Here is a 21,563-nt window from a genome sequence, read left to right as displayed (position 1 = left end):
CGACACGCAGTTGCCTGACATCTGTCTGCAGCGGCCATTCCACGGGGTGCTGGGGGTCCTAATACCTCTTCACGTTGTAGGAGCGCGGGGCGCGTCCGCCAGGCCGTTGCAGCGGCACCCAGAGCTTGTAGCGGTCCGCCCTGTAGTACGAGATGGAGAAGTCCACCATGGTCTTGGACACGTAGGCATGCCGCTGGATCTTCAGCAGCGGTGATCCGATGTCCACATTCAGCAGCCGGGCGATCGAAGGCTGCGCCGCGGTGGCCTCGATGGTGTCCTCGCCCCACTCCATGATCAGGCCGTAGCGTTCGCTCAGAACGTTGTACAGCGACGACGGAGGCCCCTCGTCCAGGATGCCCGGCACCCGCTGGGCAGGGATGAAGTTTTCGTCCACGCTCATGGGCGCGGCGTCGGCCAGCAGCTGGCGGCGGAACCGTACGACCGGCTGGCCCTCCTCGATCTGGAGTTCGCGGGCCACCAGCGGGGTGGCGCCGATCTGTTCGAAGCTAAGCACCCTGGCGTCCGGGACCATGCCGCGGCGCTGCATCTCCTCGGTGTACGAGGTGAGCTTGACCTGCAGGTCCAGTTTGGGCTGGCTCACGAAGGTTCCCAGTCCGACGATGCGCTCCAGAACCTGCTCGGCAACGAGCGAGTCGATTGCCTGCCGCACGGTCATCCGAGCCACTGAGAAGCGTTCGGTTAGGTCCCGCTCCGAGGGAAACGCGCCTCCGGGTTCACAGCGTTCCTGTGCATGCCGGCGCAAAATGTCCCGCAGCTGAACGTGCTTGGCAGTCGCCGATGACGCATCGATCTCGCCTTGGATCGCGGCTGAACTCAAGGACATGCGGCCTCCTGCTCGGTGATGGGGATTGACCCTATTCTATCCCGGTCTAGACCAGTCATGCCGTACGTGCGGGTTCCACGGGCATGCGAAAGGGCCCGGAACCAAGCGGTTCCGGGCCCTTCGTTCTTGCTCTTTACTTAGTGGGCGTGGTCCCCACGGCTGTATTCGTAGACCCATCCGATGATGGCTACCGTGGTCAGACCGATCGCGATGTAGACGATCCACCAGCCGACCGCGAGGCCCATGAAGCCGGAGGCGGCACCAAGGCCGAGGACCAGCGGCCACCAGCTCCAGGGGCTGAACATGCCCTGTTCGCCGGCGCCCTCATGGATTTCCGCGTCCACCCGGTCCTCCGGACGGGGGCCGACCCGCCGTGCGGTGAACCAGAGGTAACCGCCGATCATCAGGGACAGTCCGGCCGTCAGGTACAGCGCAAGGTATCCTACCGGTTCGTGCCAGGCTCCCATGAAGCCGTAGACGGTGGCGACGATGGCGAAGAACGGCGCAAGGGCGATGAATAGCCAGGCTTCAATCTTCACAGTTATGCGTCCTTCTGGTCAGCGGGACCGGCCAGCTGGGCCGCCGGCACCGGAGTCGTCGGGGTGTGCCGCGGTGCCAGCTCCGGGTGGTGCAGGTCCAGCGCAGGGCGCTCCGACCGGATCCGGGGCAGCGAGGTGAAGTTGTGCCGCGGCGGCGGGCAAGAGGTAGCCCACTCCAGCGAGGCACCGAAGCCCCAGGGGTCGTCGACCTCGACCTTCTTGCCGTTGCGCCAGGTGATGTACACGTTCCAGAAGAACGGGATCATCGAAGCGCCGAGCACGAACGATGCAACGGTGGAGAACTGGTTCATTGCGGTGAACCCGTCTTCCGGCATGTAGTCCGCGTAGCGGCGCGGCATGCCCTCGACACCGAGCCAGTGCTGGATCAGGAAGGTTCCGTGGAAGCCGAGGAACAGCATCCAGAAGTGGATCTTGCCCAGACGCTCGTTGAGCATCTTGCCGGTCCACTTGGGCCACCAGAAGTAGAAGCCCGCGAACATGGCGAACACGACCGTTCCGAAGACCACGTAGTGGAAGTGCGCCACCACGAAGTAGGTGTCGGAGACGTGGAAGTCCAGCGGCGGCGAAGCCAGGATGATGCCGGTCAGTCCGCCGAACAGGAAGGTGGCCAGGAAGCCCAGGCTCCACAGCATCGGCGTTTCGAAGGTAATTGATCCGCGCCACATGGTGCCGATCCAGTTGAAGAACTTCACGCCGGTGGGCACTGCGATGAGCATGGTCATGAAGGCGAAGAACGGCAGCAGGACCGATCCGGTGACGTACATGTGGTGTGCCCACACCGTCACGGACAGGGCGGCGATAGCGATGGTCGCGTAGACCAGGCCCTTGTAGCCGAAGATCGGCTTGCGGCTGAACACCGGGAAGATCTCGGACACGATGCCGAAGAACGGCAGCGCGATGATGTAGACCTCGGGGTGGCCGAAGAACCAGAACAGGTGCTGCCACAGGATGGCGCCGCCGTTTTCCGGGTTGAAGATGTGGGCACCGAAGCGCCGGTCAGCACCAAGTGCGAACAGGGCCGAGGCCAGCGGCGGGAACGCCATCATGACCAGGATGCCGGTGACCAGCGTGTTCCAGGTGAAGATCGGCATCCGCCACATGGTCAGGCCGGGGGCCCGCATGGTGATGATCGTGGTGATGAAGTTGACCGAGCCCAGAATGGTACCGAAGCCGGAGAGCGCCAGGCCGAAGACCCACAAGTCTCCGCCCACGCCGGGCGAGAAGGTGGTGTTGGACAACGGCGCATACGCGAACCAACCGAAGGAGGCGGCGCCCTGCGGGGTGATGAAGCCGGCGACGGCGATCACGCTGCCGAACAGGAAGAACCAGAAAGCCAGTGCGTTCAGGCGCGGGAACGCCACATCGGGGGCGCCGATCTGCAGCGGCATGATGACGTTGGCGAAGCCGGCGAACAGCGGTGTGGCGAACATCAGCAGCATCACCGTGCCGTGCATGGTGAACAGCTGGTTGTACTGCTCCTTGGTCTGCAGGATCTGCATACCGGGCTCGAACAGTTCGGCGCGGATGACCAGGGCCATCACGCCGCCGAGGCAGAAGAAGATGAACGAGGTGATCAGGTACATGTACCCGATCGTCTTGTGGTCCGTGGAGGTGATCCAGTTGACGACGATGCGTCCCTTGGACCTCGGGACGACGCGCGGAGCTACCGTGGTACCCCGGTCGTCAGCTGTGTATTCGTACGTTGACACTTGTGGCCCTCGCTCCTTTACTTCGACGCTTCAGCGTAGGGGTTGCGGTCGTACTCTTCGCCGATCTGGCCGTCCTTGAGCCGCGCCATCTGCGCCTCAAACTCAGCCTCGGAGACCACAGCGACGCGGAAGAGCATTTCGGAGTGGAATTCACCGCAAAGCTCGGCACACTTGCCGTCGTAGATGCCCTCACGGGTCGGGGTGAAGCTCAGGTGGTTGGTCTTGCCAGGGATCATGTCCACCTTCTGCAGGAAGGCGGGAACCCAGAACGAGTGGATGACGTCGCGGGAGTTGATCTGCAGCTCCACGCTCTGGTTTACCGGCAGGTAAAGCGTCGGCAGGGTCTCCGGAACGCCGGTCTCACCGGTCAGGTGGGCCTGCACGCCGGCAAAGTACTTGTCCTGCTTGACGTAGTTGAAGTCCCAGGCCCACTGCTTACCGCGCACGTCGACGACGACGTCGGGGTTGTCGGTCCGGGCGGTGATGTTGGTCGTGGTCTTGTCCGTGAAGTAGAAGAAGACCAGGACCATGACGATCGGGACCGCCGTGTAGAAGATTTCGAGCGGCAGGTTATAGCTGAGCTGGCGGGGGTAGCCGGTCTCGCCCTTGCGCCGGCGGTAGGCGATGATGCACCAGAGGAGCAAGCCCCAGGTCAGGACACCAACAGCCAACGCGGCGATCCATCCGTTCACCCACAAATCGATGATTTCGGGAGTGTGGTTGGTAACGTCCCGCTGTGTGGGCAACCAGCCCATGCGGACTTCTTCTGAACATCCCGTCAACAACAACGCCCCGACTGTGCCCAGACCCGTGGCCTTGGCAATTCTGGCGCGTCGACTGCCGGTTCGAACCTGCGAACTCACAGACGGCCCTTCCTCTTTGTTTCGTGCAAGTGATGGGGCCATGGCAGAGCAAAGCCCTGGCCTCATATCCAGTTTTACTACTCACTGTAGAGCTTACCCGCACACATGACTTTCATGTGACAGGCTCCCCCGTGCGTCGGCCGTCCTGCGGCCGGGGAATGCCCCGCCAGCTTTTAGTGGAACGAGTCTCCACAGGCGCACGAACCACCGGCGTTTGGATTGTCGATAGTGAATCCCTGCTTGGAGATGGTGTCCTCGAAGTCGATCGAGGCGCCGGAGAGATAAGGAACGCTCATCTTGTCCACGACCACCTCAACGCCGTCGAAATCACGGACTGCGTCACCGTCGAGCATCCGCTCGTCGAAGTACAGCTGGTAGATCAGGCCGGAGCAGCCGCCCGGCTGGACCGCAACCCGCAGGCGCAGGTCGGTGCGGCCTTCCTGTTCCAAAAGACTGCGCACCTTTCCGGCTGCCACATCGGTCAGAGCCACTTCGTGCGTGGGCAGTTCTGCCGATTCGGGTGCCGCGGTCGGGGCGGATGAGTTGGTCGTTGCGCTCATTGCACTTCCTTATCTGTGACGGGCCGTCCGGTGACCTGCTGCTATTACTCAGTGGTGCGTCGGGCTACCGTTCCATCGTACGTCGCGTCGCCCAAAATGGGATAACTTAGCCGGTCGCCGGAGCCCTCCGGACGCCGTCTCAGATGCCCTCTTCGTTCACTCGGGCCAGCAGCAGCGCCTGGGCCAGGACTGCATTGCGGAAGTCGCCCAGATGCAGCGACTCGTTGGCCGAATGCGCCCGCGAATCGGGGTCTTCCACACCGGTGATCAGGATCTGTGCCTGCGGGTAGAGCTCCGTGAGGTCGGCGATGAACGGGATGGACCCGCCCATGCCCGCCTCCACCGGCTGCGTGCCCCAAGCCTGTTCCAGCGCCCACAGCGCGGACCGGGCCGCGGGGGCGGTGGTGTCGGTGGCGAAGGCCTGGCCGCGCTCCCCCGGCACGAAAGTGGTCTCGGCCCCGAACGGTGCGTGGGCGGCCACATGGGCGGCCACCGCCTCCATCGCCCGGTCGGGGTCCTGGCCGGGCGCCAGTCGCAGGCTGATCTTGGCCCTGGCCGACGGAATCAAGGTGTTCGAGGCCAGCTCCACGCTGGGCGCGTCTATGCCGATCACTGACAGGGCCGGCTTGTTCCACAACCGGTCGGCGATGCTGCCGGTGCCCGCCAACTGCACCGAATCCAGCACCGACGAATCGCGCCGGAAATCCTCTTCCGGATAGTCCACCGACGCGGCGGGAGCCGAAACAAGCCCATCAATGGCGACAGCACCGCCGTCGTCGTGGAAGGTGGCGATCAGCCGGGCGAGCAGGGTGGGCGCATCCAACAGCGGACCGCCGAACATGCCGGAGTGGACGGCGTGGTCCAGCACCCGCAGCTCAACAGTGCCGTCTACCAGGCCGCGCAGACTGGTGGTCAGGGCCGGCACGCCGACCTTCCAGTTGCTGGAATCGGCAACAATGATCGCGTCGGCGCGCAGCAGTTCGCGGTGGGTCTCGAGGAAGGTACGGAAGGTCGGCGAACCGGCCTCTTCCTCCCCCTCGAAGAAGAAGGTTACGCCGACGCCGAAGTCGTCGCCAAGTACCTCCAGCAGCGCCCGCAGCGAGGCCAGATGGACCATGATCCCGGCCTTGTCATCGGCGGCGCCGCGGCCGTACAGGCGGCCGTCGATCTCCGTGGCCTTGAACGGTTCCGTCTTCCAGAGCGCCGGATCCCCGGGGGGCTGCACGTCGTGGTGCGCATACAGCAGCACAGTCGGCTTGCCGGCAGCCGCCGGCCTGCGGGCCACAACGGCGGGGCCGCCAGCAGACTCGCCATTCGGCACGCTGAGGATCTGTACGTCCACCAGCCCCAGCTCGCGGACCAAACCGGCCACGGCATCGGCACTGCGGACCAGGTCTTGCTGATCGAAGGCCGCCCAGGCGATCCCCGGGATGGAGACCAGCTGCTCCAGCGAGGAGATGGTGTACCCCATGCCGGAGTCCACCGCGGCGGCAAGTTTTTCAACGTTTACATTGGTCATAGCCGCCACCCTACCGCCCGGATTGCGGTCACACCGATGCCCGCGGGGCGGCCGCCGTGCCGGTGCTTCGATACTGGCTGATACGCGCGGGCGGTCCGGTATTCTTGACTGGTGTTCGGACGTAAAAAAGAGGCTCCTACGCCCCAAGAAACCATCGACCAGGCCCCTGCGGCGCAGCCCCGGGACGGCAAGGGCGCGCCCACGCCCCGGCGCAAGGACCAGGAAGCTGCGCGCAAGCGCCCGCTGGTCCCTAATGACCGGAAGGCAGCGCGCGACGCGAACCGCGTTGCCCAGGCGGATCAGCGGCTGAAGATGCGCGAGGCGATGAACACCGGCGATGAGCGCTACCTGCCGTTCCGCGACAAGGGCCCGCAGAAGCGTTTTGTCCGGGACTTCGTAGATGCCCGCTGGGTGCTGGGCGAATTCCTGATTGTCTTCGCGCTGATCTTCGTGATCCTCAGCTTTGTCCGCGACCTCAATGTCCAGGCCTTTATCCTGGTGGGCTTCTGGGTGCTGCTGGGCCTGGTGGCCGTCGACGCCATCATCCTGGGCCGGCAGCTCAAGAAGCGCCTGACCGCCAAGTTCGGCGAGGTGGAACGCGGTGCTGTCTGGTACGGCGTGATGCGCGGCCTGCAGCTGCGCCGGATGCGCCTGCCGAAGCCGCAGGTCAAGCGCGGCGAATACCCCAGCTGATTCTCCGCGGAGGGCACCGCGTCAAAGGGTCGGGAGCACTGCTGCTCCCGACCCTTTTGCATGCCCGCGGCAAGTTCAGCGCCGACGCTTCGCCAAGCCGCGGTTGATCCGGCTGGCCCAGAACGGCCCCTCGTACAGGAACGCCGTGTAGCCCTGCACCAGCGTGGCCCCGGCATCCAGCCGTTGCTGCACGTCGTCGGCCGTCTCCACGCCGCCCACGGACACCAGCACCACATCATTCCCGACGGCGGTGCGCAGCCGGCGCAGCACCTCTAGCGACCGCTGCTTCAGCGGCGCGCCGGAGAGGCCTCCGTCGCCGCACACGGCGACCTTGGCCTGATCCGACACCAGGCCGTCACGGGAAATCGTCGTGTTGGTCGCGATGATGCCGTCCAGGCCCACCTCCTGCGCCAGCCGGGCGACGTCGTCGATGTCCTCGTCGCTCAGGTCCGGGGCGATCTTGACCAGCAGCGGCACATGCCGCCCGGCCGCCGAATCGGCCGTTTCCCGCACTGCCGCCAGCAGCGGCCGCAACGTGTCCACGCTCTGCAGCAGCCGCAGGCCCGGTGTGTTCGGCGAGGATACGTTGACCACCAGGTAATCCGCCGACGAGGCCAGCAGCCGGGTGCTCTTCAGGTAGTCCTCGGTGGCGTCGTCCAGTTCCACCACCTTGGTCTTGCCAATGTTGATGCCGATGACCGGCCGCTGGGCACCGTAGCGGGCGGCGAGGCCGCGCCGGGCGGCGGCGATCCGCGGTGCGACGGCCGCCGCGCCGTCGTTGTTGAATCCCATCCGGTTGATCACCGCGCGGTCTTCGATCAGCCGGAACAGCCGCGGCTGGGCATTGCCCGGCTGCGCGCTGCCGGTGATGGTGCCGACCTCCACCGCACCAAAGCCCAGGTCGGCCAGGGCCTCGATGCCGTGGCCTTCCTTGTCGAAGCCGGCGGCCAGGCCGAACGGCGACGGGAAGCTCAGGCCCAGGGCCTGGGTGGCCAGCGACTGATGCGGACGGGTCAGGCGCCGGAGTACGGCCCCGGCTCCGCAGCGGTGCGCGGCACGGATGAGCTGGAAACCGATTCGGTGTGCGCGCTCGGCGTCCATCCAGGAGAACGCGGCGCGGAAGAAGGCTGGGTACAGGCGCATGGTCCTAGTTTTCCGTGTGCAGGCCGCCGCACCAAACCGTGTCGCCCGGGCGTTAGCATGGGGTCAGCGATCCCGGCGAGAGGAAGGACCACCCTGGCGATGGCAGCCGACTGGCAGGAAGACATGCTCGGTGCGGAGTTCGAGTCCACGGTCGTGCAGGTGCCGGCCGTCGATGGCGCGGCGCAGCGGGCCACGCTGATCCGCTATCTGCCTCAGTCCCCACGGCGCTCCCCCGGCGGCCACTCCGTCCTGTATGTGCATGGTTGGAGCGACTATTTCTTCAACACCGAACTGGCCGGATTCTGGCACCGGCAGGGTGTGGCCTTCTACGCGCTGGACCTGCACCACCATGGCCGCAGCCTGCAGGAGGGCGAGCCTGCGGGCTACGTGACCGATCTGCGCCAGTACGACGACGAGATCTCCCTGGCGCTGGACCTGATCCGCGAGGAAAACGGCAGTGCGGAGACGAACATCACGCTGATGGGACACTCGACCGGAGGGCTGGTGGCGTCCTTGTGGGCGGCCGAGCATCCCGGCCGGCTGCGCGCGCTGGTGCTGAACAGCCCGTGGCTGGAAATGCACGGCAGCGCCTTGGTCCGCCGCGCCGCGGGCGCCGTGCTGGAACCGCTGTCCAGGCTGAAGCCGGAGGCCGAGATCAGGCTTCCGGTACGCGGCTTCTATTACCGCAGCATCAGCCGAACGGCAGAGGGTGAATGGGATCTGGACCCCAAGCTGCGCCCGCCGGAGTCCTTCCCGGTGCGCGCTGGCTGGCTCAGCGCCATCTGGGACGGGCAGGCGAAGGTCGCCAAGGGCCTCAACCTGGAGATCCCGGTGCTGGTGATGTCTTCGACGCGCAGCATGAACGGGCCGGTCTGGCACGAGGACATGAAGAACACCGACGTGGTGCTGGACATCCGCACCATGACCGAGCGGGCGGTGCGGCTGGGCCGCAGCGTGACCATCGAGCAGGTGCAGGATGCCCTGCACGATGTGTTCCTCTCACGGGCCGACGTCCGCCAGGACGCCTATGCACGGCTGCAGCGCTGGGCGCAGGCCTACATGCTCCAGGGCGGGATGACCGAACACCCCGCCCGTCCGCCGCAACCGGCCTAGGCGCCGTTACCGGTCTAGGCGCCGCCCGCGCCCGCGGCGTCCACCGCTCCCCCGTAGCGGCGGTCGCGGCGGGCATAGATATCGATGGCTTCCCACAGCGTGCGCCGGTCCACATCCGGCCACAGCGTATCCATGAACACCATCTCGGCATACGCCGACTGCCAGAGCATGAAGTTGGAGAAGCGCTGCTCCCCCGAGGTGCGCAGGAACAAGTCGACGTCCGGCAGGTCCGGCTCGTCAAGGTAGCGCTGCACGGTCTTTTCCGAGACCGACGACGCCCGCAGCCTGCCGGCCGCAACGTCCGCGGCGATAGCGGCGGCGGCGTCGGCGATTTCCGCCCGGCCGCCGTAGTTCACGCACATGGTCAGCGTGCAGGTGGAGTTGCCCGCCGTCTGGCGCTCGGCCACCTCCAGTTCGTTGACCACCGACTTCCATAGCCGGGGCCGGCGGCCGGACCAGCGGATGCGCACGCCCCAGGCGTCCAACTGGTCGCGCTGGCGCCGCAGGACGTCCCGGCTAAAGCCCATCAGGAAACGCACCTCGTCCGGCGACCGCTTCCAGTTCTCGGTGGAAAAGGCGTACACGCTGACGTGTTTGACCCCGATCTCGATGGCGCCGGCCATCACGTCCAGCAGCGCCGCTTCGCCGGCCCGGTGGCCTTCGGTCCGGGGCAGGCCGCGCTGGTTGGCCCAGCGGCCGTTGCCGTCCATCACAATGGCCACGTGATCCGGAACCAGCGCCGGCGGCAGGGCGGGCGGCAGGGCTCCGGACGGGTGCGGCCAAGGCTGCTGTGGTTTCCGGGAAGTTGGGGTCACACTCGCTCCACGTGCTTAAGGGATTTCAGGGTTCGTTCCAGGTGCCACTGCAGATAACTGGCCACCAGCCCGGCGGCTTCGCGCCGGGGTCCGGTGGCCGAGGCATCCGCGGCCGGCCAGTCCGCGGAGAGCAGGGCGGCGAGCAACTGCATGGTCTGCGGGGCCGGCGACGCGGATCCCGGTGGCCGGCAGTCGTGGCACACCGCACCGCCCAGCGGCGCGTTGAAGGCGGTGTGCGGTCCCGGTTCACCGCAGCGGGCGCACTGGTCGAAGCTCGGGGCCCAGCCAGCGGTCGCCAGCGCGCGCAGCAGGTAGGAATCAAGGATCAGCTCCGGCGCGTGGACGCTGCGGCTAAGCGCGGAGAGCGCGCCGATGACCAGCCCGTACTGCGCGTTGGCGGACTCGCCGTCGACGTCGGTGAGTTTTTCAGCCGTCTCGCAGATTGCGGCGGCGGAGGTGTATTTGGTGTAGTCGGCCGCGATGTCGCGGCCATACGGACCCACCATCTGCGCCTGCGTGACGATGTCGAGGCTGCGGCCGGAGACCAGCTGCAGGTCCGCCACCATAAACGGTTCCAGCACCGCGCCGAATTTGCTGCTGGTGCGGCGTACGCCTTTGGCAACCGCCCGGATCTGGCCGTGCTGCTTGGTGAGCAGGGTGATGATCCGGTCGGCCTCGCCGAGTTTGTGGGTCCGCAGGATGACGCCCTGATCCCGGTAGGTACGGGAAGCGAAGGATCTGTTGGACACCGTTCCATTCTCCCACTAAAGCGGGCCTCCCCGCCGCGGTACGGCAGGAAGGCCCGCAAGGACTCTTTCGGTGGGCTAGAGCGAGGCGACGCTCTGCTTGGCGGTTTCGTCGCGAATGGCGCGGTTCACCGCTGACACCACGGCCTTTAGCGAGGACATGGTGGTGTTGGTGTCGATACCCACACCCCACAGCACCCGCTCGCCCACGGCGCACTCGACGTAGGCGGCCGCCCGGGCGTTGCCGCCCTCGGACAGCGCATGCTCGGTGTAGTCCAGTACCCGTACGTCAACGCCGTCCTGGCGGAAGATTTCCAACAGCGCGGCGATCGGCCCGTTGCCCTCGGCCGTACGGCGGCTTTGCACCCCGTCCACGTCCATAGTGGCGGTCAGCTGGAAGGTGCCGTCTTCGGCACTGTCGGTCTTCACCGAGCCGAGCGTGTAGTGGCCCCAGGTGTTCTCGGGGGTCGGCAGGTACTCGTCGTTAAAGACCTCCCACAGTTGCGCCGGGCTGACTTCGCCGCCCACGGTTTCCGTGCGGCGCTGGATAACGCCGGAGAATTCGATCTGCGCGCGGCGCGGCAGGTCCAGCTTGTGCTCGTGCTTAAGCAGGTAGGCCACGCCGCCCTTGCCGGACTGTGAGTTGACCCTGATCACCGCTTCGTAGCTGCGGCCCAGGTCCTTGGGATCCACCGGCAGGTACGGCACCGCCCAGACCAGCTCGTCCACCGTCTTGCCCTGCTGGGCTGCGTCGGCATCCATCGCCTCGAAGCCCTTCTTGATGGCGTCCTGGTGCGAACCGGAGAAGGCGGTGAAGACCAGATCTCCGCCGTACGGGGAACGCTCGGGCACCGGCAACTGGTTGCAGTATTCAACCGTGCGGCGGATTTCGTCGATGTTGGAGAAGTCGATCATCGGGTCAATGCCCTGGCTGAACATGTTCAGCCCCAGCGTCACCAGGTCCACGTTGCCGGTCCGCTCGCCGTTGCCGAACAGGCAGCCCTCGATCCGGTCGGCACCGGCCAGGTAGCCCAGTTCCGCCGCGGCCACGCCGGTCCCGCGGTCGTTGTGCGGGTGCAGCGAGAGGATCACGTGCTCACGGTTGGACAGGTTCCGCGACATCCACTCGATCGAGTCGGCGTAGACGTTCGGCGTGGCCATCTCCACCGTGGCCGGCAGGTTCAGGATCACGTTCCGGTCCGCCGAGATTTCGAAGACGTCGGTGACGGCGTTGCAGATGCGGGCGGCGAATTCCAGCTCGGTCCCGGTGTAGGACTCGGGCGAGTACTCGTAGGTGATCTCGGTGCCCTTCAGCCCCTCTTCGTACTTGCGGCAAAGCCGGGCGCCCTGCAGCGCGATGTCCACGATGCCGTCCTGGTCTTCGCGGAACACCACGCGGCGCTGCAGGACGGAGGTGGAGTTGTACAGGTGGACGATGGCCCGGCCGGCACCGGCAATCGACTCATAGGTGCGCTCAATCAGGTGCTCGCGGGACTGCGTCAGCACCTGAATGGTCACGTCGTCGGGGATCCGGTCGCCTTCGATCAGCTGGCGGACAAAGTCGAAATCGGTCTGCGAGGCAGAGGGGAACCCGACCTCGATCTCCTTGAAGCCCATCCCCACCAGCAGGTCGAACATCTTGTGCTTGCGTTCGGGGCTCATCGGGTCGATCAGCGCCTGGTTGCCGTCACGCAGGTCCACTGCGCACCAGCGCGGGGCTTTGGTCATCACTTTGTCCGGCCAGGTGCGGTCGGGCAGTTCTACGGTGATCTGGTCCTGGAACGGAATGTACTTATGGATGGGCATTCCGGAGGGCTTTTGTGCGTTTCGCATTTTGGTGTGTGGCCTTTTCTCATGAGTGCTAATTGAAGAATTTTGGCCGGGCAACACAAACTCCGCAGCGAGGGTTCGGCCTGTCAAACAGAAGTTCGCGTGGCCTCGCCGCGGCAGCTAAGAAGGAGCATTCCTGCGCGCACAATTTCACACTAGCACGGTGCGTAGGATGTGAGGGAAACCCTGACGCAACTATGAAATGAGGCGCCATATGAGCCGCTCCGGAATCGTATTGTCCAACGTCGACCCGGCCGTCCGCCCGCAGGACGACCTCTTCCGGCACGTGAACGGCACGTGGCTCGCGGAGACTGCCATCCCGGACGACCGGGCACTGGAGGGCTCCTTCACCGCCCTGCGCGATGCCTCCGAAGAGGCCGTGCACGCCATCATCGAGGACGCCGCCCAGCACCCCGACCCGGCCAGTTCGGCCGGTAAGATCGGCGTGCTCTATGCCGGGTTCATGGACACCGAAACTGTCGAAGCCAAGGGCTTCTCCCCGCTGGCGGAGCAATTCGCCGCGATCGGGAAAATCTCCGACCGGGACGGCCTGCGCGAGGTCATCGGCACCTTCAGCCGCAGCGGTGCGGCCTATCCGCTGGCCTTCTTCGTCAACAACGACGCCGGCGACCCCACCCGCTACGCGATCTACCTCTACCAAGCGGGGCTGGGCCTGCCGGACGAGGCGTACTACCGGGAAGACGAATTCGCTCCCGTCCGGGAGGCCTACCGCGACTACGCCGCGAAGATGCTGGAACTGGCCGGATTCGATCCAGCACAGGCCGATGCGGCGCTGGATCTGGAGCACAAGCTGGCGGCCGGCCACCTGGACAAGGTCTCCTGCCGCGACCCGCAGCAGACCTACAACCTGCGCACCGCCGAGCAGGTGGCGGCCATGGCCGGCTGGATGCCGGAATGGCTGGCGGCGCTGGGGCCGGAAGCGGCCGGCGCCGCCGACCTGGTGGTGTGCCAGCCGGATTTCCTGCATACGCTGGACGGACTGCTCGAGAGCGAGCCGCTGGAGGCCTGGCAGGCATGGCTGCGGCTCCAACTGCTGACGACGGCGGCGCCTTACCTTCACGATGCAGCGGTCCAGACCCACTTCGGCTTCTACGGCCGCACCCTGAGCGGGACCCCGGAGCTGAAAGAGCGGTGGAAGCGCGGGGTGGCGCTGGTCGAAGGCGCCCTCGGCGAGGCCATCGGGCAGGAATACGTGGCCCGGCATTTCCCACCCACGCACAAGGCACGGATGGAGGAACTGGTCACCAACCTGCTCGCTGCCTACAAAGAAAGCATCTCCGATCTGCCGTGGATGACCCAGTCCACGATCGAGAAGGCACTGGAAAAGCTGGCGGGCTTCCGGACCAAGATCGGCTACCCGGAGAAGTGGATCGACTATTCCAGCTTCGTCCCTGCGGACGACGTCTGGGCCAACGTGCAGGCCTCCAATGAGTTCGAGGTCCGCCGGAATCTGGCCAAACTGGACGGCCCCATCGACGAGGCCGAGTGGCACATGACCCCGCAGACAGTCAACGCCTACTACATGCCCACGATGAACGAAATCGTCTTCCCGGCCGCCATCCTGCAACCGCCCTTCTTCGACGCCGACGCCGATGCCGCGGCCAACTACGGCGCCATCGGAGCGGTCATCGGCCACGAAATCGGCCACGGCTTCGACGACAAGGGCTCGCAGTACGACGGCACCGGCGCACTGCGGAACTGGTGGTCGGACGAAGACCGGGCCGCCTTCGAGGGGCTGACCGGCCGACTGGTGGCCCAGTACGCCGCGCTCAGTCCGGCCGAGGCCCCCGGCAGCAGGGTCAACGGCGAACTCACACTGGGCGAGAACATCGGCGACCTCGGCGGGCTGGCCATCGCCTACCGCGCTTACCAGTTGAGCCGGCAGGGCGGGGAGGCTCCGGTGGTCGACGGGCTGACCGGCAGCGAGCGGTTCTTCTACTCCTGGGCCGAATGCTGGCGGCAGAAGATCCGCTCCGAGGAAGCGGTGCGCCGGCTGGCGATCGACCCGCACTCACCGAACGAATTCCGTTGCAACCAGGTGGTGCGCAACCTGGATGCCTTCCACGAAACCTTCGGCACCGCCGAAGGCGACGGGCTCTGGCTGACGCCCGAGGAGCGGGTCCGGATCTGGTAGCCGGCTAGAAGGCGCCGGACTGCTGGCAGGTCACCTGATCGGCAGTCTGGCCCTTGAAGCCGCCCGCCACGCCGCCGGTCTTCGCCAGCTGCTTGCCGCTGGCGAAGTCCTTGCCCACCGAAAGCGCCACTCCGTAGTAGTCGCCGGAGACCAGCACGTTGGCCTGCGCAACGTTGAGTTCCTTGGCCAAGGACTGGGCAACCTCTTCAAAGCCGGCGGAGTAGTAAATCTGGGTCGTGGTCCGTTCTGCATCGCCGGCCACCGGGGCGGCCAACAGGTAGCCCAGCGCGTGCAGCTGCTGGCTCAGTTCCTCGCCGCGGTCCGCCGCGCCGGAGGCATTGACCACCTGGACGGGCTGCACGGCCGGATCGAAGGCGGGCACATCCTGGCCGGCGGAGGGTTCGTTGCCCGGCGTGGTCGCGGCTGCGTCAGCACCGCCGTCGACCGCCCCGCCGCCGTCGGTCGCGGGCGCGGAAGTCCCGTCGCCCGCATCGGCGGTAGAGCCCTCGTCGGCCTTGTCGGTGGACTTGGCGTCGGACGATCCGGCGGTATTGACCTCCGGGGCGGTCACATCGCCGTCCTCGCGCAGGATCCGGAACAGCTCCTGGCCCGGTTCCTCGTCCAGCACCAGGCGGTTTCCGTCCACCGGTGAGGTCTGGGTGGGCAGCGAGACGAAGGCGACCTTGCTGAGGTCGACGGCCTTGACCCGATCCGCCAGGGCCAGCAGCCGGGGAATCTCCGCCAGTCCGTCATCCACAGTGAGGTTGCTGACCACGGCCTCGGCGATGGAATACAGGCGGGGCACATTGGTCAAGGTTCCCTCGGACTGGATCTTGCGGGCCATCGAGGCCAGGAAGCTCTGCTGCGCCCTGATCCGGCCGCGGTCCCCGCCGTCGCCGAAGGAGTGGCGGGTGCGCAGGAAGGCCAACGCTTGTTCGCCCTGCACCGAGCTCACGCCCGCCGGCAGCTTCAGTTTCGAGTAACTGTCGTTGATCGGTTCGTTGACGCAGACGTCCACGCCGCCGATAACGGTGGAGAGTTCCTTGACCGCGTTGAAATCGGCCATCATAAAGTGGTCGATCTCCAGGCCGGTCATCTCGTTCACTGCCGCGACGGTGCAGCCCGGTCCGCCGTAGCTGAGGGCGGCGTTGAGCTGGGCTGACTGCTGTTCCGGATAGACCTGCCCGGTCTCCGGATCGGTGCAGCTGGGGATGGCGGTGAGCAGGTCGCGGGGCAGGCTGACCACGGTGACGCGTTTGCGGTCCGCCGACATGTTCAGCAGCATCATCACGTCCGATTGACCCCAGCCCGCGGACGAGTCGCTCGAGCCGTACTTGCCGTCGGTGCCGTCCCGTGTGTCCGTGCCCAGGATGAGGATCTGCACGGGATCGCGGCTCAGGTCCACCGGCAGCCCCGGGCCATCGGTGCTCAGGTTCAGCGGCGACGTGGTGATGCTGTCGCGCAGGCCAACAATTTTGAACACGACGACGCCGACCCCGGCTGCCAGAGCCAGGGCCAGCACGCCGGACACGATCTTCAGCCAGAGCAAACGGGGGCCGCGGCCCATGTGGCGCGGGGTGGAACGGCGCGACGGTCCGCGCCGCTGCGGGCCTGAACCGGCCGGGGTCTGCGGACGGGAACCGGTCCGGGCCTGCGGAGGTGAGCCGGCTGGAGCCTGCGGATCATCACTGGAGCTGCCGCGATGAACCACTGGCTTTCCCCTCTAAACGGTTGAAACGATTGATGCGCGAACGGGCTGACCGAACGCAGGCCGCTAAGTATTGTACGGCCTGAAGCTGGGGAAAGTTCCCGGTTTGTACCCCGGCCTAGAAGCCCAGCCGCACCAACTGCTTGGGGTCGCGCTGCCAGTCCTTGGCGATCTTCACGTGCAGGTCCAGATAGACCCTGGTGCCGAGCAGGCCCTCGATCCCGTGGCGCGCCCGGGTGCCGACGTCGCGCAGCCTGGCACCGCCCTTGCCGATGATGATGGCCTTCTGCGACGGACGTTCCACGAACAGGTTGACCCGGACATCCAGCAGCGGATTGTCCGCACTGCGCCCTTCGCGGGGAACGATCTCCTCCACCACTACGGCCAGCGAGTGCGGCAACTCGTCGCGCACGCCCTCCAGCGCTGCCTCCCGAATGAGTTCAGCCACCATCACGGCCTCCGGCTCATCGGTGAGTTCGCCGTCCGGATACAGCGGCGGCGAGAGCGGCATCTGCTGGACCAGGACGTCGGCGACGGTCTGGACCTGATCGCCCTTGGCGGCGGACACCGGCACGATGGCCGCGAAACCGTCGGCGCCAAAGACTTCCGTGCCGAGAGCGGCCACCGACAACAGTTGTTCGGCCAGCGCCTGCTTTTCCACCAGGTCGGTCTTGGTGACCAACGCCACCACGGGCTTGCGGTTCAAGCCCGCCAATTGGTTGGCGATGAACCGGTCGCCGGGGCCAATCTTCTCGTTGGCGGGCAGACAGAAACCGATCGCGTCCACTTCCGAGAGCGTGTCGGCCACCAGGTCATTCAGGCGCTGGCCCAGCAGGGTCCGCGGCCGGTGCAGTCCGGGAGTGTCCACCAGCACCAGCTGGGCATCCGCCCGGTGCACAATGCCGCGGATCGTATGCCGGGTGGTCTGCGGTTTGGCGGAGGTGATGGCCACCTTCTGCCCGACCAAGGCGTTGGTCAGCGTGGACTTGCCCGCATTGGGCCGGCCTACCAGCGAGACGAATCCCGCGCGATAGTCCTCCGGCCAGCCGCTGGACGGCATCGCCATCGCCTTATCAGGGGTGTTCTCTGTCATCGTTCCCTCTCTGTCCCGGGCAGGCGCGCGGCATCGTTGGCGGCAGCGCCGTCGTCGTGAGTGGACTGCGTCCGGGCCGGCGCGTCATACCAGGCCAGGACGTGGCTGACGCGGTTGCGCCGCCCCTCCAGCCGTTCGGCGCGCAGGTGCAGGCCCCCGAGCAGGACTTCGCTGCCCACGATGGGCACCCGGCCGAGGCTCTTGGCCAGCAGCCCGCCGACGGTGTCCACCTCTTCATCGTCCAGTTCCAGGCCGAACAGCTCGCCGACGTCGTCGATGCTGGTGCGGGCGCTGACCCGGAACCGTCCCTCCGGCAGCGCCTCGATCTCGGGCCGTTCGGTGTCGTACTCGTCAACGATCTCGCCGACGATCTCTTCAATCAGGTCTTCCAAGGTGACCAGTCCGGCGGTCCCGCCGTACTCGTCGATCACAATGGCCACGTGGGTGGACTCGCGCTGCATCTCCTGCAGCAGCTCCCCCACCGCCTTGGACTCCGGGACGTAACGGACTTCGCGGCAAATCTGGTCCACCAGCATGCCTGCGCCGTGGTCGGCCCGGCCATGGATTCTGGCGGCAACGTCTTTCAGGTAGAGGATGCCGCGGACCTGGTCCGCGGTATCCATGATGACCGGGATGCGGGAGTAACCGGACTGCAGGAACAGCGTCATGGCTTCCTGCAGCGTGGAGCCGGAGTCGATGCTGAGCATGTCCGTGCGCGGCACCATCACCGCCCTGACTTTGGTGTCGCCCAACTCGAAGACGGAGTGGATCAGTTCCGCTTCCGTGTCCTCGATCATGTCCGATTCGTTGGCCCGGTCGACCAGTTCCCGGAACTCCTCTTCGGTGAAGAAGGCGGCGTCGGCGCGGGGCGCGTTGGGTGCCACCGCGCTGCCGAGGCGGACCAGCCACTGCGGCACCGGACCCAGCACCGCGCAGAGCAGCCGAACCAGCAGGGCGGTGGAGAGGACGACGGCGCTGGCATGCATCCGACCCAGCTGCCGCGGCGAAACCCCGACCAGCACGAACCCGACGCCGGCCATGGTGACGGTAGCCAGCAGCCCGGCCAGCCAGATGTTGTCGAGCAGATCGTGGAACAGCAGCGCGATGGCCACCGCGGCGGCCATCTCGAACCAGACACGCCAGAAACGCAGCGCGTGCATGTGGGCCGCCGGCGAGGCCAGGATCACGCGCAGGCTGCGGCTGCGACCGGAACGCAGCAAATGTTCGGCGTCGTGGCGCGGCAGGTAGGTGAAGGCTGCCTCGGCGGCGGTGAGCGCGGCGGCGACCAGTATGAAAGCCAGCGTCATGCCGGCAAGTATCCAGAGCATCGGCGCGTCTCTACAGCGTGGTTTCGGTGGGGGCAGCCTTGCCCGTGAAGGAGGAAAGCAGCTGGCGCTGGAGGCCGAACATTTCTTCCTTTTCGGCCGGCTCCGCGTGGTCGAAGCCGAGCAAATGCAGGATGCCGTGCGTGGTCAGCAGCAGCATTTCGTCCAGCAGCCCGTGGCCGGCCTTCTGCGCCTGTTCCTGCGCTACCTGCGGACAGATCACTATGTCGCCGAGCACCCCGGCGGCACCGGGCTTCATGGCGGTGCCGGGACGCAGCTCATCCATCGGGAAGGACAGCACATCGGTGGCGCCCGGTTCGTCCATCCATTCGATGTGCAGCCGTTCCATCGCCTCGGTGTCCACCATGATGATGGACAGTTCGGCTTCGGGGTGCACGTAGAGCGAATCCAGTACGAACCGGGCCAGCCGGACCAGCTCTTCTTCGTCGGCCGGGACCGTTGATTCGTTATTGACCTCGATGCTCATGCTCCACCCTCCGGGCCGGCCTCCGCTTCAATTTTCCGCCGGGCGGCCGGTGCGCGGTGCGGCGGGCGGCCACCCGCGCTGCGACGGTTCTCGTCCCAGCGGCTGTACGCCGTCACTATGTCGCTGACCAGCCGGTGCCGGACCACGTCCGAGGCATCGAGCTGGGAGAAGCTGACGTCCTCGACGCCAACCAGGATCTCGCTGACGATCTTCAGGCCGGAGCTGGTGCCGCCGGGCAGGTCGATCTGCGTGACGTCGCCGGTCACCACCATCTTGGACCCGAAGCCCAGCCGGGTGAGGAACATCTTCATCTGTTCCGGTGTGGTGTTCTGCGCCTCGTCCAGAATGATGAAGGCGTCGTTGAGGGTGCGGCCGCGCATGTAGGCCAGCGGGGCCACCTCGATGGTGCCGGCGGCCATCAGGCGCGGAATCGACTCCGGGTCCATCATGTCGTGCAGGGCGTCGTAGAGCGGGCGCAGATACGGATCGATCTTGTCGCTGAGCGTGCCCGGGAGGAAGCCCAGCCGCTCCCCTGCCTCCACGGCGGGACGGGTCAGGATGATTCGGTTGACTTCTTTGTGCTGCAGGGCCTGGACCGCCTTGGCCATCGCCAGGTAGGTCTTGCCCGTGCCGGCCGGGCCAATACCGAAAACCACCGTGTGGTTGTCGATGGCCTCAACGTAGTTCTTCTGGTTGAGCGTCTTGGGCCTGATATTGCGGCCGCGCGAGGAGAGGATGTTCAGCGTCAGCACTTCGGCCGGCCGCTGCGCGGTCTGTTCACCAAGCATGCGCAGCAGCTGGGCGACCACCTGCGGCGTGATCCGGGTGTCCTTGGCGGCCAGCGCGCGGATCTCCTCGACCAAGTTCAGCGTGAGTTGGACCGCGTCGGCGGGACCGGAAATGGACAGCTCGTTACCGCGGACATGCAGGTTCACATCGCTGAACTCGGCCTCAATAACCTGCAGCACCTCGTCGTGGGCACCGAGCGCCCTGACCATGTGTTCCGGCGAATCGAAATGGACGGAACGGCTGCTTGATCCCAGCGGATCGACATCCAGGCGTGATTGGGACATAGTCCGGCCGATGTGGCCTTTCATCGCTCCTTCGGTGGGCGTTGCTTGCGGTGCTGCCAGCGCTGCTGCTGACGGTGAGCCGGAAGTATCCCGGCCCTGACGGTACAAGGTCCATGCTACGGCACGGGGCACCGAGCAGTCCTCTACGGGGGCGAAAACGGCAAGATATCGATACTGCATCAATCGTGCATCAGTCCGGTTGAGGGCTGGTTAAAGCACCCATCAGCCCCCCTCCCATATGCCAAGCTAGTGGGGCGGGAAAGCCGTCAGCCACCGGTTCCTGCCCCGCTTTTACCCCGTCATTTCCGGACCGTCAGAAGGGACCCCGGCATTACCAGCAACCAGCTCCGGCAGCCTTCGGGCTCGGTCCCGACACGCCGCTTCGGCGCGTGGTTGGCGCTGGTTACCGCATCCTCGCTGGTGTTGCTCGGCTGCACACCGCAAGGCAGTGCCACCGGCGGGCAGACCTCCATGCCCGTCCCCACTGCCCCAACCGTGGCCAGCAGTCCGCTGGTGTCCAGCGCACCGGTGGAGACCCTGCGCTCTTCCGAGCTCTCCCCCCTCTATTGGCTGGGCACCAACGCAGACAATGTCTTCCTGTACCGCGAATACCGCCAGGCGGAGAACCTCGGAGACCCGATTACGACGGCGGTGTCCGCCTTGACCCGGCTGCAGCCTCTGGATCCGGACTACTTCAATCCGCTCAGCCCGGCCAGCAAGGTGGGCGCTTCCATTACCAACGGCTCGGTCATCACCCTGGACATCTCATCCGATGCCTTCGACCGCCGCGTGGATGCGGGCATCGCCGAACGCGCCGTGCAGCAGTTGGTCTATACGGCCACCGCGGCCGCCGCGAACGCAGGGCTCAGCAGCTCCGACAACCCGCTCGAAGTGGTGATCCTGGTGGATGGCCACCACGGCTACGAAGCCTTCGGCCATGTGCCGCTGGGCGAACCGATGGCCCGGGACAGCAGCCTGGCGGCCCCGGTCTGGATCATCGATCCGGCCCAGGGTGCCTCGTCCGAGGGGCGGGTGGAGGTGTTCGGCCGCGGCGTCGCCTTCGAATCGCAGCTGCGCTGGCAGATCTACCGGATGGTGGACGCTTCTGAAGACGCCGCCGACGGCAAGCTGGTCAAGTCCGGGACGGTCTCCGTTGACGCACCGGCCGAAGAAATCGGCGAGTTCAGGTTCAACCAGAAGCTGGACCCGGGCACCTACAAGCTCTACGTCTTCCATGAGGACGTGAGCGGGCGGACCGAAGAACGGCAGAATCCGGACAGCAAGGTCTTCACGGTCAAGTAGTCCGCCGCGTAGGCCGTCGATCACC

Annotated in this window: 19 protein-coding genes; 4 read left to right on the top strand and 15 right to left on the bottom strand. The window is 66.2% G+C overall.

The window, feature by feature from the left end; translation table 11 throughout:
* Positions 1–58: 58 nt before the first annotated feature.
* The 6 genes from ACWF5H_RS06215 to ACWF5H_RS06190 all read right to left on the bottom strand — a co-directional run bounded on the left by ACWF5H_RS06215 (position 59) and on the right by ACWF5H_RS06190 (position 6,055).
* Positions 59–844 (bottom strand): GntR family transcriptional regulator, encoded by a 786-nt coding sequence (locus ACWF5H_RS06215; protein ID WP_452035616.1) that lies wholly within the window; start codon positions 842–844, stop codon positions 59–61.
* Positions 845–981: 137 nt separating this feature from the next.
* A complete protein-coding gene (locus ACWF5H_RS06210; RefSeq protein ID WP_364647513.1) occupies positions 982–1,383 on the bottom strand; it encodes a cytochrome c oxidase subunit 4 in 402 nt (133 codons plus the stop codon).
* Between the two features lie 2 nt (positions 1,384–1,385).
* Complete coding sequence (ctaD, locus tag ACWF5H_RS06205) at positions 1,386–3,113, bottom strand: aa3-type cytochrome oxidase subunit I (RefSeq protein WP_127512614.1); 1,728 nt, start codon at positions 3,111–3,113, stop codon at positions 1,386–1,388.
* Positions 3,114–3,130: 17 nt separating this feature from the next.
* The gene (gene ctaC / locus ACWF5H_RS06200; RefSeq protein ID WP_364647510.1) at positions 3,131–3,976 is read right to left on the bottom strand and encodes an aa3-type cytochrome oxidase subunit II; all 846 of its coding nucleotides are present in this window, start codon (positions 3,974–3,976) and stop codon (positions 3,131–3,133) included.
* Positions 3,977–4,149: 173 nt separating this feature from the next.
* Positions 4,150–4,536 carry a HesB/IscA family protein gene (locus tag ACWF5H_RS06195; RefSeq protein ID WP_452035614.1) on the bottom strand — a complete coding sequence of 129 codons (387 nt, stop codon included), beginning with the start codon at positions 4,534–4,536 and terminating at the stop codon, positions 4,150–4,152.
* 139 nt (positions 4,537–4,675) lie between these two features.
* The gene (locus ACWF5H_RS06190; protein WP_452035613.1) at positions 4,676–6,055 is read right to left on the bottom strand and encodes a M20/M25/M40 family metallo-hydrolase; all 1,380 of its coding nucleotides are present in this window, start codon (positions 6,053–6,055) and stop codon (positions 4,676–4,678) included.
* A 111-nt stretch (positions 6,056–6,166) separates the two neighbouring features.
* Between ACWF5H_RS06190 and ACWF5H_RS06185 the strand changes: the two genes are divergently transcribed.
* Positions 6,167–6,748: a DUF3043 domain-containing protein gene (locus ACWF5H_RS06185; RefSeq protein ID WP_452035612.1), complete on the top strand. Its 582-nt coding sequence runs from the start codon at positions 6,167–6,169 to the stop codon at positions 6,746–6,748.
* Between the two features lie 75 nt (positions 6,749–6,823).
* Here ACWF5H_RS06185 and ACWF5H_RS06180 read toward each other — a convergent pair whose 3' ends face one another.
* Positions 6,824–7,891 (bottom strand): quinone-dependent dihydroorotate dehydrogenase, encoded by a 1,068-nt coding sequence (locus tag ACWF5H_RS06180; protein ID WP_452035610.1) that lies wholly within the window; start codon positions 7,889–7,891, stop codon positions 6,824–6,826.
* Positions 7,892–7,990: 99 nt separating this feature from the next.
* On the opposite strand from ACWF5H_RS06180, the gene ACWF5H_RS06175 reads away from it, so the two are divergent.
* Entirely contained in the window at positions 7,991–9,004 is a 1,014-nt protein-coding gene (locus ACWF5H_RS06175; RefSeq protein ID WP_452035608.1) for an alpha/beta hydrolase, read from the top strand.
* 14 nt (positions 9,005–9,018) lie between these two features.
* Here the strand turns inward: ACWF5H_RS06175 and ACWF5H_RS06170 are convergent, their stop codons facing one another.
* The 3 genes from ACWF5H_RS06170 to leuA form a co-directional block, all read right to left on the bottom strand.
* Complete coding sequence (locus ACWF5H_RS06170) at positions 9,019–9,819, bottom strand: isoprenyl transferase (protein WP_452035607.1); 801 nt, start codon at positions 9,817–9,819, stop codon at positions 9,019–9,021.
* The gene (gene recO, locus ACWF5H_RS06165) at positions 9,816–10,568 is read right to left on the bottom strand and encodes a DNA repair protein RecO (protein WP_452035605.1); all 753 of its coding nucleotides are present in this window, start codon (positions 10,566–10,568) and stop codon (positions 9,816–9,818) included. Before recO ends, ACWF5H_RS06170 begins: the two co-directional genes overlap by 4 nt.
* 75 nt (positions 10,569–10,643) lie before the next feature.
* Entirely contained in the window at positions 10,644–12,398 is a 1,755-nt protein-coding gene (leuA, locus tag ACWF5H_RS06160) for a 2-isopropylmalate synthase (protein WP_452035603.1), read from the bottom strand.
* Positions 12,399–12,609: 211 nt separating this feature from the next.
* On the opposite strand from leuA, the gene ACWF5H_RS06155 reads away from it, so the two are divergent.
* Positions 12,610–14,550: a M13 family metallopeptidase gene (locus ACWF5H_RS06155; protein ID WP_452035602.1), complete on the top strand. Its 1,941-nt coding sequence runs from the start codon at positions 12,610–12,612 to the stop codon at positions 14,548–14,550.
* A gap of 4 nt (positions 14,551–14,554) precedes the next feature.
* Here ACWF5H_RS06155 and ACWF5H_RS06150 read toward each other — a convergent pair whose 3' ends face one another.
* From ACWF5H_RS06150 to ACWF5H_RS06130, 5 genes are all read right to left on the bottom strand, one after another.
* Entirely contained in the window at positions 14,555–16,117 is a 1,563-nt protein-coding gene (locus ACWF5H_RS06150; RefSeq protein WP_452035600.1) for an LCP family protein, read from the bottom strand.
* A 259-nt stretch (positions 16,118–16,376) separates the two neighbouring features.
* Positions 16,377–17,351 carry a GTPase Era gene (gene era / locus ACWF5H_RS06145; RefSeq protein ID WP_452035598.1) on the bottom strand — a complete coding sequence of 325 codons (975 nt, stop codon included), beginning with the start codon at positions 17,349–17,351 and terminating at the stop codon, positions 16,377–16,379.
* The gene (locus tag ACWF5H_RS06140; protein ID WP_452035596.1) at positions 17,348–18,679 is read right to left on the bottom strand and encodes a hemolysin family protein; all 1,332 of its coding nucleotides are present in this window, start codon (positions 18,677–18,679) and stop codon (positions 17,348–17,350) included. The genes era and ACWF5H_RS06140 overlap by 4 nt, the downstream gene beginning before the upstream one ends.
* A 10-nt stretch (positions 18,680–18,689) precedes the next feature.
* Positions 18,690–19,163: an rRNA maturation RNase YbeY gene (gene ybeY / locus ACWF5H_RS06135; protein ID WP_364647475.1), complete on the bottom strand. Its 474-nt coding sequence runs from the start codon at positions 19,161–19,163 to the stop codon at positions 18,690–18,692.
* Positions 19,160–20,236, bottom strand: coding sequence for a PhoH family protein (locus ACWF5H_RS06130; protein WP_364647895.1), 1,077 nt, complete (start codon positions 20,234–20,236; stop codon positions 19,160–19,162). Before ACWF5H_RS06130 ends, ybeY begins: the two co-directional genes overlap by 4 nt.
* Positions 20,237–20,629: 393 nt before the next feature.
* Here ACWF5H_RS06130 and ACWF5H_RS06125 point away from each other — a divergent pair, with 393 nt between their 5' ends.
* Positions 20,630–21,538, top strand: coding sequence for a GerMN domain-containing protein (locus ACWF5H_RS06125; protein WP_452035594.1), 909 nt, complete (start codon positions 20,630–20,632; stop codon positions 21,536–21,538).
* Positions 21,539–21,563 lie beyond the last annotated feature (25 nt).

The organism is Arthrobacter sp. NPDC055138 (assembly GCF_053607305.1).
The sequence above is the reverse complement of the archived record's forward strand: the minus strand, read 5'-3'. Positions and strand labels throughout refer to the sequence as shown.

Excerpts from the sequence above, each read along its gene's own strand:
- ybeY (WP_364647475.1), bottom strand. The coding sequence starts at position 19,163 with ATGAGCATCGAGGTCAATAACGAATCAACGGTCCCGGCCGACGAAGAA.
- ACWF5H_RS06190 (WP_452035613.1), bottom strand. The coding sequence starts at position 6,055 with ATGACCAATGTAAACGTTGAAAAACTTGCCGCCGCGGTGGACTCCGGC.
- ACWF5H_RS06150 (WP_452035600.1), bottom strand. The coding sequence starts at position 16,117 with ATGGGCCGCGGCCCCCGTTTGCTCTGGCTGAAGATCGTGTCCGGCGTG.
- ACWF5H_RS06140 (WP_452035596.1), bottom strand. The coding sequence starts at position 18,679 with ATGCTCTGGATACTTGCCGGCATGACGCTGGCTTTCATACTGGTCGCC.
- ACWF5H_RS06155 (WP_452035602.1), top strand. The coding sequence starts at position 12,610 with ATGAGCCGCTCCGGAATCGTATTGTCCAACGTCGACCCGGCCGTCCGC.
- leuA (WP_452035603.1), bottom strand. The coding sequence starts at position 12,398 with ATGCGAAACGCACAAAAGCCCTCCGGAATGCCCATCCATAAGTACATT.
- ACWF5H_RS06180 (WP_452035610.1), bottom strand. The coding sequence starts at position 7,891 with ATGCGCCTGTACCCAGCCTTCTTCCGCGCCGCGTTCTCCTGGATGGAC.
- ACWF5H_RS06195 (WP_452035614.1), bottom strand. The coding sequence starts at position 4,536 with ATGAGCGCAACGACCAACTCATCCGCCCCGACCGCGGCACCCGAATCG.
- era (WP_452035598.1), bottom strand. The coding sequence starts at position 17,351 with ATGACAGAGAACACCCCTGATAAGGCGATGGCGATGCCGTCCAGCGGC.
- ACWF5H_RS06215 (WP_452035616.1), bottom strand. The coding sequence starts at position 844 with ATGTCCTTGAGTTCAGCCGCGATCCAAGGCGAGATCGATGCGTCATCG.
- ACWF5H_RS06175 (WP_452035608.1), top strand. The coding sequence starts at position 7,991 with ATGGCAGCCGACTGGCAGGAAGACATGCTCGGTGCGGAGTTCGAGTCC.
- ACWF5H_RS06130 (WP_364647895.1), bottom strand. The coding sequence starts at position 20,236 with ATGTCCCAATCACGCCTGGATGTCGATCCGCTGGGATCAAGCAGCCGT.